This window comes from Bacillus cereus group sp. Bce041, assembly GCF_052646455.1.
This window is the reverse complement of record NZ_JBQXON010000006.1, coordinates 276,312-290,681: the sequence shown is the minus strand read 5'-3', so window position 1 is coordinate 290,681 and position 14,370 is coordinate 276,312. Positions and strand designations below refer to the sequence as shown.

The following is a 14,370-nucleotide window of genomic DNA, read 5'->3' as shown; positions in this document are numbered from 1 at the left end:
CCTTTTCTATTTCGTCTAAAAACTTAGCACTCTTCTGGTTTACCAGCATTCGTCGCTGTACGGAAAGATGATCCACATCCGCATGATGCGATTGCGTTTGGATTGTCGATTGTGAATCCACCGCCAAGCATAGATTGTTTATAGTCAATTTTTACTCCTTTAACAATTGGAGCACTTTCTGTATCGATAACAAATTCAACACCGAAAAACTCAAGAACTGTGTCGTCTTCTTTTGGTTCTACTTCAAATCCTAAGCCGTAAGAAAGACCGCTACATCCGCCGCCGTGTACAGCAAGGCGCACATACTTCTCTCCATCTTCAGCATCTTTTAACATATCTTTAATTTGAAAAGCTGCTTGTTCTGTTACTTCAATCATGAAATACACCTTCCTTTCTGTTCTTAGTCCATTATACATCTTTACGCTTCTATCTTGTACTCATACACTCCGCGGCAAATTACTTCCGCAGGTCCTTTCATCAACACGTTTCCTTCTTCAGTCCACGCAATCATTAAATCGCCACCAGCTAAATGAACAGTAATTTCCTTACCGTGTTCCATCTTTCCATTTAAAATAGCAGCTACAACTGCAGCGCACGCTCCTGTTCCGCAAGCTTGCGTTACACCAGATCCACGTTCCCAAACACGGAAGTTCATCTCGTCATCATTCAAAATTTCGATAAACTCAACATTTACTCGCTCTGGAAACATTTCATGTGTCTCAAGGACTGGTCCAAGTGTTGTAAGAGGTGCTTTTTCTACATCATCAACCAAAATAACCGCATGCGGATTTCCCATTGAAACAGCTGTAAATGCATAACGATGATTATTATATAAGAAGTTTTCACGAATAAATGGCGTTTCACCTTCACCAAGCATCGGTATTTCTGCACGTGTTAGACGCGGTGCCCCCATATCGATTTTCGCTAATGTCACGACACCATCTTCTACTGTTACTTCAGCCGTTACAATACCAGCTAACGTTTCAATTGTGAAAACTGTTTCTTCTACTAGTTTATGCTCATACGCATATTTCGCTACGCAGCGCAAACCATTACCACAGCTCTTTCCTTCAGAACCATCATTATTAAACATGCGCATTTTCACCGGAGCTACGTCTGAAGGGCAAATTAAAATCATCCCGTCTGCTCCAATACCAGTATTAATATTTGAAACCTTTTCGGCCACAAGGGCTAAATCTTCTTCAGGAATTTGCTCTTCAAACATATTTACATATATATAACTATTGCCAAGACCATGCATTTTTGTAAAAGAAAATTGGCTCATTTATATTCACTCCAAAAATAATTTGTTATGTTAAGTATAAAATGCATGCTTTTAGAACACAATATGAATGTCCCCCGTTTCTCATATTTGACAACGTTTGGCGATGAGCCACTCTTACACAATTTGTGTAAGAAAAAAGCCCTTCTAAAAAGGGCCTTTTTTTATTTATCCCACTATTTTCAATTGGGGAAGGCTAATAATCAGCATTAGCCTTCCCCACAAAATAAAGTTTTATCTAATGGAAAAGGTGCTGCTAATTCGCAACACCTTAAAACATTGGATTTTCATCCAAATACTCATATACATTATTAACAAGCTCTTCTACTGTTGCACCTTGTACAACTTCACCATTTACAAGTGCAAACGGTCCTTCAAAACAAATACCACAATACCCTAGACAACCGTACTCCATTACATCTAAATTCGGATCTTTTTCTAATTTTTCTAGAGCTGCTTGTGAACCACTTGCAAGGTTACCTACACAAAATTCAATTAATGGTTTAATCAAAATTCTCCCCCCTGTACTACAAAACAAATTACCTTTTCACTTTATCTATAAGAAGAAAACTAAGCTGTTTCTTGTTGTTTTCGTTACACAGTCTAAACTATTTAGTTACTTCATTACTTCACTTCAAAGTAGATGACTTCTTCTATATAACATGCTACTTCCAATGAAATAGTAACTACAAAGGAAAAACAGTTTATTTTACTTTTCTTCTTATTGTACAACAGAGTATTCATTCATGCATTGTTATTTGTTCACAAATTCGATATAATTTGATTGAGTAAAGTCAAAATATTTTATTAATATAAAATTTTATGATTAGGGGATATTTCAACAGAAAAGGGGTAATCCATCATGAAACACCTCGTAATACTAGGTGGCGGCTACGGTGGAATGAGAATTCTGCAAAGGCTACTTCCAAGCAACCAACTTCCAGATGATGTACAAGTGACATTAATCGACAAAGTACCATATCATTGCTTCAAAACTGAATATTATGCATTAGTTGCGGGTACTATTTCAGAAACGCATATTCGTATACCGTTTCCTGAACACCCACGCCTCAATATTCAATACGGCACAATAACAAATATTGACCTCGAAGAAAAAGCTGTTCATCTCGATGGCGGCGAAGCAATCCAATATGATGACTTAATTATCGGACTTGGCTGTGAAGATAAATATCATAACGTTCCTGGGGCTAGGGAATATACACATAGTCTACAATCAATTGAACAAACACGTAAAACCTATGAACAATTAAATAGTCTAGAACCAAATGCAACAGTAGCTGTTGTTGGTGCTGGCTTAAGTGGCGTTGAAGTAGCAAGTGAACTTCGTGAAAGCCGTTCTGATTTAAAAATCTATTTATTTGATCGAAAAGATAGAATTTTATTCCCATATCCAGAGAAATTAAGTAGATATGTAGAAGAATGGTTTGTAAAGCATAAAGTTAACATTATACGAAACTCTAACATTACAAAAGTAGAACCAAATATTGTGTACAACCACGATGAACCACTTGAATGTGATGCAATCGTCTGGACAGCTGGTATTCAAGCAAATGAAGTTGTTCGAAACCTTCCAGTTGAACAAGATGGTAGCGGACGGGTTGTTTTAACAAAATATCACAATATTCCAAACAACGAGCACGTGTATGTTGTAGGAGATTGCGCAGCACTTCCACATGCACCATCTGCCCAACTTGCTGAAGGTCAAGGAGAACAAATTGTCCAAATATTATTAAAACGTTGGAATAATGAACCACTCCCGGATGAACTACCTGTTATTAAATTAAAAGGTGTTCTAGGATCTCTTGGTAAGAAGCATGGATTCGGTTTACTCGCAAACCAACCATTAATGGGGCGTGTACCGAGATTATTAAAATCTGGTCTTCTTTGGATGTACAAATATCATAAAGGTTAATACTTTACAGGCTGTCTACTATGTAGGCAGCCTCTTTGCATCAGTTTTTAAAAATTATCAGACACATCTTTCTCAATATTTATAATGATTTATTTTTCATTTTTATATTAAAAAATATTGATAAACATTGTATGCTATTTGTAAGTTGTTTTATTATTTCCTTGAAGACCGAATTCATTCGGTCTTATTTTTTATGTGATAAATACTTTTGTAGGAGGCATTACATTCCACTTATGAACTTATCGAAACTAAACAATCGAATAGAAGCGAAAAAGAAAGAGTTAATCTATCTCGTTGAACGATACGGATTGACTCATGATAAAGTGATTTCTTTCAGCCAAGAATTAGATCGTTTACTTAACTTATTAATAAAACTCAAGACGAAGAAAAAACGTTGCTCTTTATAACCGTTATCTTCTCTTTTTTGATACGATATAACTAGAATCAGAAAGGAGCGATTTATGTTTATATTAAAAAACGTTATATATAAAGATATACTATACATTCCTTATTTACAGATTCAAAAAGAAAAGATTACTTGCATTATCGGTGAAAGCGGAAGCGGAAAAAGCACGTTGCTTCGCATGTTAAACGATTTACAATCTCCAACATCCGGCACAATTGAATATAATGGAAAATTAATTTCTGATTATCACCCTATTCAATTACGTCGTGACGTAGTTATGCTTGGGCAAACTCCACCTATTTTTGATGGAACCGTTAAAGACAACCTATTAATGGGACTTCGTCTTTCTGAAAAACCATTTCCAAATGATGATGCCCTGCGGAGTGCATTACAAACCGTTAGCTTAGACAAGCAATTAGAAGATAGCGCCTCCTCACTATCTGGCGGTGAAAAACAAAGACTTGCCTTTGCACGTATCGTACTTATGGATCCGCCTGTCTATTTATTAGATGAACCTACTTCAGCATTAGACAGTGATACAGAACGCCGCGTTATGAAACAATTTACTGGACTAGCACGAAAAAAGAAAAAAACAATTATCTTCATCACACACTCACAACAACTTCCAGAAGAAATTGCAGACGACATTATTGAGATTAGTAAAGCAAACGGTGCAACTAGAAAGGAAGTGCTCTCTGTTGAAGGGCGTTATTGAACTCCAAATTTGGCAACTTGCAGCTGCCTATATTTTCATTCTTATTTTAATTGGACTTGTAAAATTAAAAGGAATACCTCGCGAAAAACAAATCGCTCTCGCAACATTCCGTATGACGATTCAGCTCGTACTTGTTGCATATGTCCTTACATACGTATTTGAAAACAGTAATCCATTTTATACAATTGCTCTCATTACTTCTATTACTACCTTTGCAATTTTTAATATTTATAAACGAGTTAACATCCCAATGTCTAAAGAATTAAAACGAGTAGCCGCCCTTTCCATGGTCGCCGGATCAATTGGGCCACTTCTACTATTTATCTTTGTTATTATCGGACATAATCCGTGGTATGCTCCGCAATATATCGTCCCTATTACAGGAATGTTAGTTGGGAATGCCATGACTGGTGTTTCTCTCGGCGCAAATACGTTCTTAAACAATATGAAATCGCAAAGAGGTCAAATTGAAGGTGCACTTATGCTCGGCGCAACACCGAAAGAAGCAGCTGCTCCGCTCATTCGAGACGCTTTTGATTCTGCTATTTTACCAACAATTAATTCTATGGTCGGAATGGGGATTATAAGCTTACCAGGCATGATGACTGGTCAAATATTATCCGGTGTATCACCATTCACAGCCATTCAATATCAAATCGCCATCATACTCGGTATTTCTGGAAGTACTGCCTTTGCTGTCATTATCTTTTTACAGCTTGGATATAAAACGTTCTTTAATAAGCGATGTCAGTTGAAAGAAATTGAATATGGTGCACGGTGAATCGTGCGTAGTTCACGATGAATGAAATTATATTAACGATTTTTTCAATATATCTATCATAACTCAGAATATATCAACGATTTTGTACGAAATATCGATTTACCGACAAAAAGTGACATAATAAAAAGAGGAGGCTATTCGCCTCCTCTTTTTATTTGTACTACGCCTTCTTAACGAACTGTGATTTTAACTTCATAGCTCCGAAACCGTCGATTTTGCAATCGATATCGTGATCGCCATCAACTAGACGGATACTTTTTACTTTCGTACCGATCTTCACAACTGAAGAAGTTCCTTTTACTTTTAAGTCTTTAATAACAGTAACTGCATCGCCATCTTGAAGAACGTTTCCGTTCGCATCTTTTACAACTTTTGCACCATCATTATTTTCAGCTTCTGCGTCTTGGCCCCACTCATGAGCACATTCTGGACATACGAAAAGAACGCCATCCTCATACGTATATTCTGAATTACATTTTGGACAATTTGGTAAAGTAGCCATAAATTCATTTCCTCCGTTCATTATTTATACGTAAAAATCAAAATTGATGTTTACATCTCGATAAATAAAATTTGTATAGCATTTCTTTATAGTGCCATAGTCTCACGTTATTGACAAGCCTACCTCAAATTCTCATTTTTTATTGTATTTTACAAAATTTCAATTCGTATGCCTTTTTTCTATTTGTTCTTCTACTAATTTTAAAAATCTTCGTTGTGCATTTTTATTTTTTACGAGCAATCGAACTCTTAACTTACTTTGTAAATATGAGCGAACTTTGTAGTTCGTAATAAATAACTTTCGATACTTCTCGTCTTCATATATCATTCGAAACCATTCATACTGCTGCAAGTAACGTATGTTAGCATCAATCTTTTTCGTGTGTAAACCCGTACTTAAACTAATCGATCCTATTAGAGCTTCTATTAATACTGAAATCATTTCTCTCCCCCTAATAAACAAAAGAAGAACCTTCACAAGATTCTTCTTTTCAAAATGAACGAGTTCCCTCTAGAAACCCCAATTATTTTCTTCAATGTAAATTTGATATTCTTCTACTTCTTCTTCACTTAACTTCTTATTATTTTCATATATCTCTTGCCACTCGAAATAATCTTCATCGAAATAAACAGCAAATTTAATTTTCACGTTTTTCTTCTCTGTATAATCATAACCAGTAAACTCTACTACGTCATAATCTTTTTCTTTCTTCACAAACTTCCAGGTTGGATTATCAGTCATAATCTCTAAAGTAACCCCTTCACCAGTTGAACGAACAACGTTTTTAATATTCGGCTCAGTTGGTAAAAGAGAAAGTCCGAGCATAGCTCCGCCAAACACAATCCCGACTATAACTTGTAAACCAATCATACCAGCTACACTAGCGCCACCCTTAGATTGTAAGAAATACGCCTTCTCATGATCAGACGCATCTTCTCCCTTACGAAAAACACGAACAGCCTGCTTATAATATAAACGGTTTCCTTGCCATCCAGTAAATATCATCATTCCTAATTGAAGAGCTAAACTAAATGTTACATAAATCCCCTCTGGAATATCTATAAAAGGGGTTATAACTATACTAGGTATAGCCAATAACGCAAATATAATAAATAACTTATACATTTTACGATAAGCTAACCAAAAAGTTGGAAAGAAAAAGGCTACCCAATTCCATGTATTCCCTTGCGCAGGGTTTTCTACTTTACCCCACTTAAAGTCATAATAAGCTGTATTCTTTTGAACAACTTTATGTAATTCTTGTGGAGAAATCGTTTCTTGTAAAACCGTGTCCTTCACGTACATCATCCTTTTCTTATTTCTATATACATTTATTGTATATGGACAAAATGAAGGAATCTAACAAAAAGTACACATATTTCATAAAAGTGAACGGAAATCGAATATATTCCGACAATTATCCGTTTCTTATTTCATTTTACTTTTAAATATATTAAAATAATTATGTATCATATCTTTAATACACTAAGTTAATTATTTTATATATTCACTAAAAAGGATGCATCAAAATCATTTTTATATATCTTTTTTAGTGAATATATACTACATTTCCTCCCTCTTAATCACATTGAAATACTATTTTATTCCCCCACATTCCCCTTCACTTTCTCAATAATATCTTCTATACGTTCCGCTATACATTCCAGCTCCCATTCTCCCTCACCGTGCATAGCTGTATAAACTGGACAATTCTCATCATTACTATCTACAAAAATCGGGTCTCCAAGATATGAATCTATCCCTATTACAATCCATCCTTCTTTCCAATCTCCTTCTTCATTCCCGACTAAGCTTTGTCCTTCTTCATCAAAACTATAACCAAGTTGCCCTTCTTCTATTTCTTCACTATTAAACAACTCTATCGTCATAGGTTCAGATTCATACTCTAGCTCAATTTCATTATCCTCAGCACGATCTACATGTGCTAAAAGTTGTTTAATTTTATTATGGTTAATCATGATATCTTCTCCATTCTATCTTTTAAAAATCTAATTTTATTCATAATGAGCTGCCGCAAGTAACATTTGAGCAATAAACTTCCATGAAATATTTTCTGGAAACTTCTCTCCTTGATTTATATAAACCGATTCACAAGAACCTAACCAACTATTTAATGCCTCTAAATAAGTCTCTACCTCTACATTCTCCCATTCATCTTTATTCGCTTTAAAATCCTTTTGGAGGTATACAAGAAATTTTAATAAATCTTCTTTAGAATTTACGTGATCGAGGTATTCATACACATCCATACTCCGTCCCTCCCTCTATTGCGTGTTATCTAAACTAACTATAATATATGACATAAGATTCTTAAAACTATTATTTGAGGTGACCGAATATGAAGAGTACAATTTGGGCAGACGATGACTATTTAAAACTAGCACCCATTAACGATGAACTAATCAAAAAAGCAGAAGAAGTACTGAACGTAAAGCTTCCAGAATCATATATAACCCTTCTAAAAGAACAAAATGGGGGAACTCTTCGTCTCGATGTTCACCCTACTTCAAAGCCAAATTCTTGGGCAGACGATCACGTTAATGTATCTGGTTTATATGGTATTTCTTTTAATGAAAATGAATCTAGTATTTTAGAGAGCCGCTATTTAATTCGAGAATGGGAAATGCCTGAGAATATCGTACTTTTATCTGGTGATGGACATACATGGATTGCATTAGACTATCGAAATGTAGCTGAAAATCCTCCAGTTATATTTATCGATAATGAGTTTGAGGAAATTATTGAATTAGCACCTAACTTTGAAAGTTTCTTACAAAACTTAACTACTTATGAATATGACGAAGAATAAGCCTGGCTCTAAAAAGGAGCAAGATTTTATTACAAATTTACACGCCACTTTAAAACCACTCGGCTTTAAGAAAAAAAGACATACATTTTTCAAAGCTGAAAACGGATTTTATAAGCTCATTAACATACAAAAAAGCCAGTTTGGAGATGATTTTTATATAAATATAGGAGTTCACCCTATCGGTCTCCCGCAGCTTATTACGAACCAATTACAAATAAAAGAAAACATTTCAATATTCGCTTGCATTCTACAAACAAGAATAGAGCCTATACATATCAAACAGAACCAGCTATTGCACAATGTTTCACATGAAACTATCAACATTCCGAATTACCTTTCTACTATTTTCGACTGGTTTCAAACGTGGGCATCTTATGAAAATTTAGTGGAAATAAATATACATTCCATTACTCCGGTACTAGCTGTCGTTCCAATATTAGAAGAAAAAGCGTTTCTACTTCTTACCTGTTTTTCTTTCTACAAATTAAAACAGTACGAACAAGCTAATCGCTACTTCCAGCAATATTTACATTGCACCGTGCATCTGAATACCGAGGAAAAAGAGCCCATATTCTTTCACGAAGTTGATATGTATATGAAAAAACTAGTAGAAAGTACAATGTAATTTCACATTGTACTTTCTACTAGTGCTTTATATTCCTCTTGTAACTTTTTAAATCGTTCTTCATACTTTTGCATCTTCACAGTATCCGTTTTTGAATTAAGGACTGGCCTTCTTCTCCCAGTCACCATTATATTTTTCCCATCTATTGCATCGTTCATATATACGTAAGGTTTAAAAGACTCACATACCGTATATGGCAATGCTACAGAGAGTTTTGCATACTCTTCCACTTTAAATTGATTAGATAAGCTTAACTCCTTTAAATTTTTCAATTGCATTAACGGTTCTAATGAATCATCTTTAACCTTTAAATTCATCAAAGTAAGCTTTTGCAACTGCTGTAATTCAGCGAGTGGTTTTAAAGTTTGTACTTTCATCGCTGTATTTATTCCACCACCCATATAGAAGGTATTAAGTTGTGTGCACTTACTTAAAGCACTTAAATCTTCTAACTTAGAAAAATCATCAATTAGTAAGGATTTGAGTTTTTTATTATAATCAATGTCCCATAACGTCTTCGCTTTTGTATTCCAGCACATATACAACTGTTGTAAATTAGACAATTTCTGAAGGCTACTTAAATCCTCGACCCTCATTTCGTACACGTATAATATATCGGGACAAACATACGTAAGAATATGATCAAACTGCTTTTGATTTACTGTGAACATCCATAACTTTTTAACTTTCAAAGATGCTAGTCGTTCTATATTTTTTGTTTTCCCCTCAATCGCTACTTCTTCTAAATCACCAGCTATACCTGCTAAGTCTTTCATAATCTTCGGCTGATCACCAATCGGAAACATGTTATCCCCCCTACAACTCCCAAGTAATATTCATTTCTTCAAATGAATCCTTACTAACTTCCAATCCTTCACTATCTTCCGTTCCAATCATTGCTACTTCTTCTTTGGACAACTTAATTTCCTCATTTGGACTTTGGATTTTTTTCTTATACACGAGTTGTAAAAGCTCTATTTGTTCCTCTGTCAGTTCATACTCTTCTTCTAGTCTTTCTATTGCTGATGCTGTATCAAGTAATGGAATTTCTAATAAGAATCCGCCGTGCTCTTCCATCTCTTCAAATGAATCAATTGAATACGCACCGCTATCCTCAATCCAAAATGCAGTTGTAATAAAAGGAACTGTTTCGCCTTCTACTTCTTCTAATACGTATTGAAGTGCTTCTTCTTTCGCAATATCTATTACTTCCGAAGGTGCCCCTTCAAAATAATTTTTCGCATCAATCCACTCATCAATTCTCTCGCTATTCACATCTTGAAGACATACAATCGTGTAATTCGGATGAAACGTAATTGTCCCTTGTCCGCCTTGGCTATCTTGCATACTATAGTTAAATCCATCCCATGAACTTTCATGTGAGAAATCTGGACAATGCGCTACATTAATTGCATGGGCAATCGAATTTAAAACGCATCCTTTCCATAATTGTTCTCTATCTATATGTAATTTATATTTACTCATCATCTTCCCCCATGCGCATATTTTTTTCTATTATCTTTCCTCTACACAATACTTGTAAATACTTTTCTATCTACTACAAAATAAAAAAGACAATACACCCCACTGTATTGTCCATTTTCTTCCCTACCATTTCTCTCTACACGTCTCAATTAAATGCAGTAAGTACCTCTTCGTCATATCTGCCCTTCTCCACCTTGAGAGCATTCTCTTTTCTTTTGGATTGTGCCGTATTCTCGCTACTTCTTTTAATAAGAGCTCCCATTCTTCCGCTGAACGTTCTGACAAGTATTGCAATCCTCTATCTTTTGAAACGATTGTTTTATAATCTAGTGTATATAAAATGCGTCCCATCGTAACGACAGCTGATTCTACCCACTCTTCTATAAAAAATAAATATGGCTTCTTCGCCTTTTCACTCCAGTACTGTTCTACGTTGTATTTCATCGTATTTACTACATCATTCCATTGTATTTGCAGCGGAAGATCTTCTGCTTCTTTTCCTGTAACTGTAATGCCTTGATTTTTCAACGTCCACCATGTGACCGCATTAATGTCCCAATGACCAACATTAGCTTTACCATCTGCACAATACACGTACTCGTTCATTTCATCATTGTATTTCCCTAAGTCAGCAAGCGGAATATACATACCGTCCATTCTTTTACCTAGCGTATTGTCACTAAGTTTCTTATGTAGTTCCACAAGCTGCTGTTTTTCAGCTTCATTCACGGAATCATTTATCACTGTAACAAAATCAACATCGCTCGTTTCCTTATGAAATGCACCTAGTGCGATGGATCCGTAAATATATACCCCGACTATTTTTTCATCCAAAAAAATTTCTTTTAATTCTACTGTGTACCGCTCCATTAACTGTTGTACTTCCGTTGGTAACGCATGCTTCACTCCATTTTTCATATCTATCCCTCCAATAAAAAAGCCTTTGCAAATTCGCAAAGACTTCTTGTTTTATAAATATTTCTCGATTTCTTCATAAACATCCTTCAAACGAGGATTTCCTTCTCCAACAATTTCTCCATTTACAAGAACGACCGGATAAAATAAATCTTCTTCCACTACGCGCTCAGCGAATGCTTTTTTATCTGCATCTTCTTGTTCTTCTTGGAAATCAATATACTCGAAATTAAATTTATTTTCTTGTCCTTCATATTTACGACCAATTGCCGCTTGTAACCATTCAAACGTTTCTGTTGAAGATGGCATTCCGACGCAGCTCGCACAAATTACTTTCGTCCCATACACTTGAACATTAACCATTTCTTCTCCCCCACTTCTTGTCCCAACAGTATATTCAGATGTCTTATTACATAAGCACATCATTTTACAAACTTATTCCATACCCCTATACTGAAAAAACACGATACAATATTTCGACAATAAAACAAGAAGAGAAAAAATAGATTTTCCCCTCTATCTTGATTATAATAAAACTGATGAAAGGAGTCGATAAAAATGGAAAACCCACATATGCAAGAACAAGTATTAGAAGTATTAGATAAATTACGTCCATTCTTACTTCGCGATGGCGGAGACGTTGAATTAGTAGACATTGAAGAAGGTATCGTAAAACTACGCCTTATGGGTGCATGCGGAAGCTGCCCAAGTTCTACAATCACACTAAAAGCTGGTATCGAGCGCGCGTTACTTGAAGAAGTACCAGGCGTTATCGAAGTAGAACAAGTATTTTAATCTAAAAGCGGAAGCGGCTCATTCAGAATCGCCTTCTAAAAGGAGACCAAATTTGGTCTCCTTTTTTTATTCAAATCACATTTATCCGTTAACATCATAAAACAAAATTGGAAATCCTTCTCAAAAAATGCGATAATTAATACTATATAGTAAATCGTTCACACATATACAGTAAAAAAACATAGGGGGACGACAGATGCCAAAAATGGGGAACACTTTTGTAACAATTCAAGAACTAGAAAAGAAAAAAGAGTATTTATTAGGCCTTTCATCCGTTATACCAACATGGAATACAAGCTATCAATTTTTATTTAAAGAAATCCAGCAAGAATTATTGGGTAAAGTAAATGAAAAGCTCGAAAGGCATCAATTCGTTTTAAATATATGTACAGATCAACAGGTAGGGGCATAATGTATTACATAAAATTGTGGTATATAAAAAAGAGACCTCACTCGATCTCTTTTTTATATTTTTAAGATAACCAATCTAATTTTCTAATCCCGAGCTTATCTACTGGTAAACGAAGTGAGCCATAAAAGTGCTTCATAAATTGCTCTGAGCGGTTTACATCGTGTAAAATGGCTTCTAAGCGATCTCTATATATGCTTTTTTGTTCTTCGTTTCCAGTTTGATAATATCGTTCGACCGTTTCAAAATAGTGAAGCGGGAACAGGAGCCTTGCAAATAATAAACGCCAACCAAATGAGGACAGCGAGTAATTCCGTTCATAATCTGTAACAAATTGAACGATTGTTTGATCCCAGTCTTTCTTTTTTTCAATCATCATATAGCGAATCCATTCTGCTATATCTCGAGTTGGGTGATCATACACCCAATCAAAAGGAAGTTTGAGACGCTTCGTTTGATGCCATAATAAAGGTGTGAATCGTTCTTGGCAAATTGTCGCTGCATCCGTTAGTTGCGGCGTATCATCCATTTCTGTATCAACAACATATTGAATGGCATTTTCTGCAACTCCTAAGTAATACGGGAAGGATTCAATAAACAATTGATCGAATACGTCTGTAGGGTGGTTCATCACTTGTGATTGCCAAAACTTTTCTAACTGATCGAGTCTCTTTTCCCATAACGCTTTCCATTCACCAATGCGGCTTAATTGCTCGATTTCTTCTGGAAAGAATGCACCTCTTTTATGGAATATAGAAAGTTCACTTCCTAATGACGTAGCATGTCGTTCTAACGCTCGCATACCTTTTAATAAGCAGTAATTTTGTTCTTCTATCTCACTTACATAGTAGCCGTGTATAGTTGGAACGAAAGTCGCTACAGTTATATCCCCTTGCTGGTTCATATAGTCACTGAGCTTTTTCATCTCTACAAGTACTTCTTCCTCCATTTCTCCAATTGGAACAAGTACATAAATTTTGTTGCGAATCCAAAAGCTTTTATAGGGGCCAAGGGGGATTAATTCTTTAACATGCATGTGATAATGCTCATAAATATGCTGAATCATCGCAGTCGCCACCTATGGTTTTTCTTTATATATATGAGCTTGTGCTCGCCTTTCATTCCTATGCACATGATAAAGCAACGAAACGTATACAAATACTAAAAAGAAAAAAAGGTGATAAACATGAAAGAATCAAATCAACTACAAGAAAGAGCATTACAACTATTACAAGAACGTGGTGTAACAATTGACGATATTGCTGAACTTGTTCATTTTCTTCAAAAAAAATATCATCCAAATTTAGAGATGTCAGAATGCCGTTACAATGTAGAACGTGTACTATCAAAACGTGAAGTACAAAACGCACTGATTACTGGTATCGAGCTTGATGTCCTTGCTGAAAAGGGAATGCTAAGTGAACCGTTACAAGATATTGTAAAACGTGATGAAGGCTTATACGGAATTGATGAAGTTATCGCACTTTCTATCGTGAACGTGTACGGCTCTATCGGTTTCACGAACTTTGGATATATTGATAAATTAAAACCTGGTATTTTAGAATACTTAAATGATAAATCAACTGGAAAGGTGCACACGTTCCTTGATGATATCGTTGGCGGAATCGCTGCCGCTGCTTCAAGCCGTTTAGCGCACCGAGCTGAGCACTCAGAATAATAATGTTTTCTAGG

Annotated in this window: 22 protein-coding genes; 9 read left to right on the top strand and 13 right to left on the bottom strand. The window is 35.4% G+C overall.

The genetic code is table 11. The features are described from left to right. Positions 1-23 precede the first annotated feature (23 nt). From ACUN13_RS20795 to ACUN13_RS20785, 3 genes are all read right to left on the bottom strand, one after another. A complete protein-coding gene (locus tag ACUN13_RS20795) occupies positions 24-377 on the bottom strand; it encodes a HesB/IscA family protein (RefSeq protein ID WP_000573826.1) in 354 nt (117 codons plus the stop codon). Positions 378-418: 41 nt separating this feature from the next. Then, positions 419-1,285, bottom strand: coding sequence for a diaminopimelate epimerase (gene dapF, locus ACUN13_RS20790; protein WP_025686937.1), 867 nt, complete (start codon positions 1,283-1,285; stop codon positions 419-421). Positions 1,286-1,553: 268 nt separating this feature from the next. After that, positions 1,554-1,793 carry a YuzB family protein gene (locus ACUN13_RS20785; RefSeq protein WP_000595026.1) on the bottom strand — a complete coding sequence of 80 codons (240 nt, stop codon included), beginning with the start codon at positions 1,791-1,793 and terminating at the stop codon, positions 1,554-1,556. Between the two features lie 351 nt (positions 1,794-2,144). Here ACUN13_RS20785 and ACUN13_RS20780 point away from each other — a divergent pair, with 351 nt between their 5' ends. From ACUN13_RS20780 to ACUN13_RS20765, 4 genes are all read left to right on the top strand, one after another. Next, positions 2,145-3,215 (top strand): NAD(P)/FAD-dependent oxidoreductase, encoded by a 1,071-nt coding sequence (locus tag ACUN13_RS20780; protein WP_000682068.1) that lies wholly within the window; start codon positions 2,145-2,147, stop codon positions 3,213-3,215. A gap of 233 nt (positions 3,216-3,448) precedes the next feature. Beyond that, on the top strand, positions 3,449-3,622 hold the full coding sequence (locus ACUN13_RS20775; protein ID WP_001054091.1) for an aspartyl-phosphate phosphatase Spo0E family protein: 174 nt from the start codon (positions 3,449-3,451) through the stop codon (positions 3,620-3,622). Positions 3,623-3,676: 54 nt separating this feature from the next. Next, positions 3,677-4,336: an ABC transporter ATP-binding protein gene (locus ACUN13_RS20770; protein WP_445423935.1), complete on the top strand. Its 660-nt coding sequence runs from the start codon at positions 3,677-3,679 to the stop codon at positions 4,334-4,336. Further along, on the top strand, positions 4,320-5,117 hold the full coding sequence (locus ACUN13_RS20765; protein ID WP_025690010.1) for an ABC transporter permease: 798 nt from the start codon (positions 4,320-4,322) through the stop codon (positions 5,115-5,117). Before ACUN13_RS20770 ends, ACUN13_RS20765 begins: the two co-directional genes overlap by 17 nt. A 160-nt stretch (positions 5,118-5,277) precedes the next feature. Here ACUN13_RS20765 and phnA read toward each other — a convergent pair whose 3' ends face one another. From phnA to ACUN13_RS20740, 5 genes are all read right to left on the bottom strand, one after another. Next, entirely contained in the window at positions 5,278-5,619 is a 342-nt protein-coding gene (gene phnA, locus ACUN13_RS20760) for an alkylphosphonate utilization operon protein PhnA (protein ID WP_000212735.1), read from the bottom strand. 159 nt (positions 5,620-5,778) lie between these two features. Beyond that, complete coding sequence (locus ACUN13_RS20755) at positions 5,779-6,060, bottom strand: hypothetical protein (protein WP_000626489.1); 282 nt, start codon at positions 6,058-6,060, stop codon at positions 5,779-5,781. A 69-nt stretch (positions 6,061-6,129) separates the two neighbouring features. Then, positions 6,130-6,927, bottom strand: a complete 798-nt coding sequence (locus ACUN13_RS20750; protein ID WP_142292990.1) for a DUF2628 domain-containing protein — start codon at positions 6,925-6,927, stop codon at positions 6,130-6,132. 293 nt (positions 6,928-7,220) lie between these two features. Beyond that, positions 7,221-7,598, bottom strand: coding sequence for a hypothetical protein (locus ACUN13_RS20745; protein ID WP_025686779.1), 378 nt, complete (start codon positions 7,596-7,598; stop codon positions 7,221-7,223). Positions 7,599-7,634: 36 nt separating this feature from the next. Then, positions 7,635-7,889, bottom strand: coding sequence for a DUF7660 family protein (locus ACUN13_RS20740; protein WP_025686780.1), 255 nt, complete (start codon positions 7,887-7,889; stop codon positions 7,635-7,637). Positions 7,890-7,978: 89 nt separating this feature from the next. Between ACUN13_RS20740 and ACUN13_RS20735 the strand changes: the two genes are divergently transcribed. Continuing rightward, positions 7,979-8,449 carry an SMI1/KNR4 family protein gene (locus ACUN13_RS20735; RefSeq protein ID WP_002025033.1) on the top strand — a complete coding sequence of 157 codons (471 nt, stop codon included), beginning with the start codon at positions 7,979-7,981 and terminating at the stop codon, positions 8,447-8,449. Further along, entirely contained in the window at positions 8,436-9,074 is a 639-nt protein-coding gene (locus ACUN13_RS20730; RefSeq protein WP_025686781.1) for a DUF4304 domain-containing protein, read from the top strand. The genes ACUN13_RS20735 and ACUN13_RS20730 overlap by 14 nt, the downstream gene beginning before the upstream one ends. Positions 9,075-9,076: 2 nt before the next feature. Here ACUN13_RS20730 and ACUN13_RS20725 read toward each other — a convergent pair whose 3' ends face one another. The 4 genes from ACUN13_RS20725 to ACUN13_RS20710 all read right to left on the bottom strand — a co-directional run bounded on the left by ACUN13_RS20725 (position 9,077) and on the right by ACUN13_RS20710 (position 11,837). Beyond that, the gene (locus tag ACUN13_RS20725) at positions 9,077-9,880 is read right to left on the bottom strand and encodes a leucine-rich repeat domain-containing protein (protein ID WP_000483944.1); all 804 of its coding nucleotides are present in this window, start codon (positions 9,878-9,880) and stop codon (positions 9,077-9,079) included. A 10-nt stretch (positions 9,881-9,890) separates the two neighbouring features. After that, on the bottom strand, positions 9,891-10,559 hold the full coding sequence (locus ACUN13_RS20720; protein ID WP_025686782.1) for a hypothetical protein: 669 nt from the start codon (positions 10,557-10,559) through the stop codon (positions 9,891-9,893). 123 nt (positions 10,560-10,682) lie between these two features. Then, positions 10,683-11,477, bottom strand: coding sequence for a nucleotidyltransferase domain-containing protein (locus tag ACUN13_RS20715; RefSeq protein ID WP_000788486.1), 795 nt, complete (start codon positions 11,475-11,477; stop codon positions 10,683-10,685). A 51-nt stretch (positions 11,478-11,528) separates the two neighbouring features. Beyond that, positions 11,529-11,837 (bottom strand): YuzD family protein, encoded by a 309-nt coding sequence (locus ACUN13_RS20710; RefSeq protein WP_000248588.1) that lies wholly within the window; start codon positions 11,835-11,837, stop codon positions 11,529-11,531. Between the two features lie 195 nt (positions 11,838-12,032). On the opposite strand from ACUN13_RS20710, the gene ACUN13_RS20705 reads away from it, so the two are divergent. Further along, a complete protein-coding gene (locus ACUN13_RS20705) occupies positions 12,033-12,269 on the top strand; it encodes a NifU family protein (protein WP_000431159.1) in 237 nt (78 codons plus the stop codon). A 196-nt stretch (positions 12,270-12,465) separates the two neighbouring features. Then, positions 12,466-12,681, top strand: coding sequence for a hypothetical protein (locus ACUN13_RS20700; protein ID WP_001125507.1), 216 nt, complete (start codon positions 12,466-12,468; stop codon positions 12,679-12,681). 61 nt (positions 12,682-12,742) lie between these two features. On the opposite strand, the gene yutH is transcribed toward ACUN13_RS20700, so the two are convergent. Further along, positions 12,743-13,744 carry a spore coat putative kinase YutH gene (gene yutH / locus ACUN13_RS20695; protein WP_000614215.1) on the bottom strand — a complete coding sequence of 334 codons (1,002 nt, stop codon included), beginning with the start codon at positions 13,742-13,744 and terminating at the stop codon, positions 12,743-12,745. A 120-nt stretch (positions 13,745-13,864) separates the two neighbouring features. On the opposite strand from yutH, the gene ACUN13_RS20690 reads away from it, so the two are divergent. Next, positions 13,865-14,356, top strand: coding sequence for a phosphatidylglycerophosphatase A family protein (locus ACUN13_RS20690; RefSeq protein WP_000665103.1), 492 nt, complete (start codon positions 13,865-13,867; stop codon positions 14,354-14,356). The last annotated feature ends 14 nt before the right edge of the window (positions 14,357-14,370 follow it).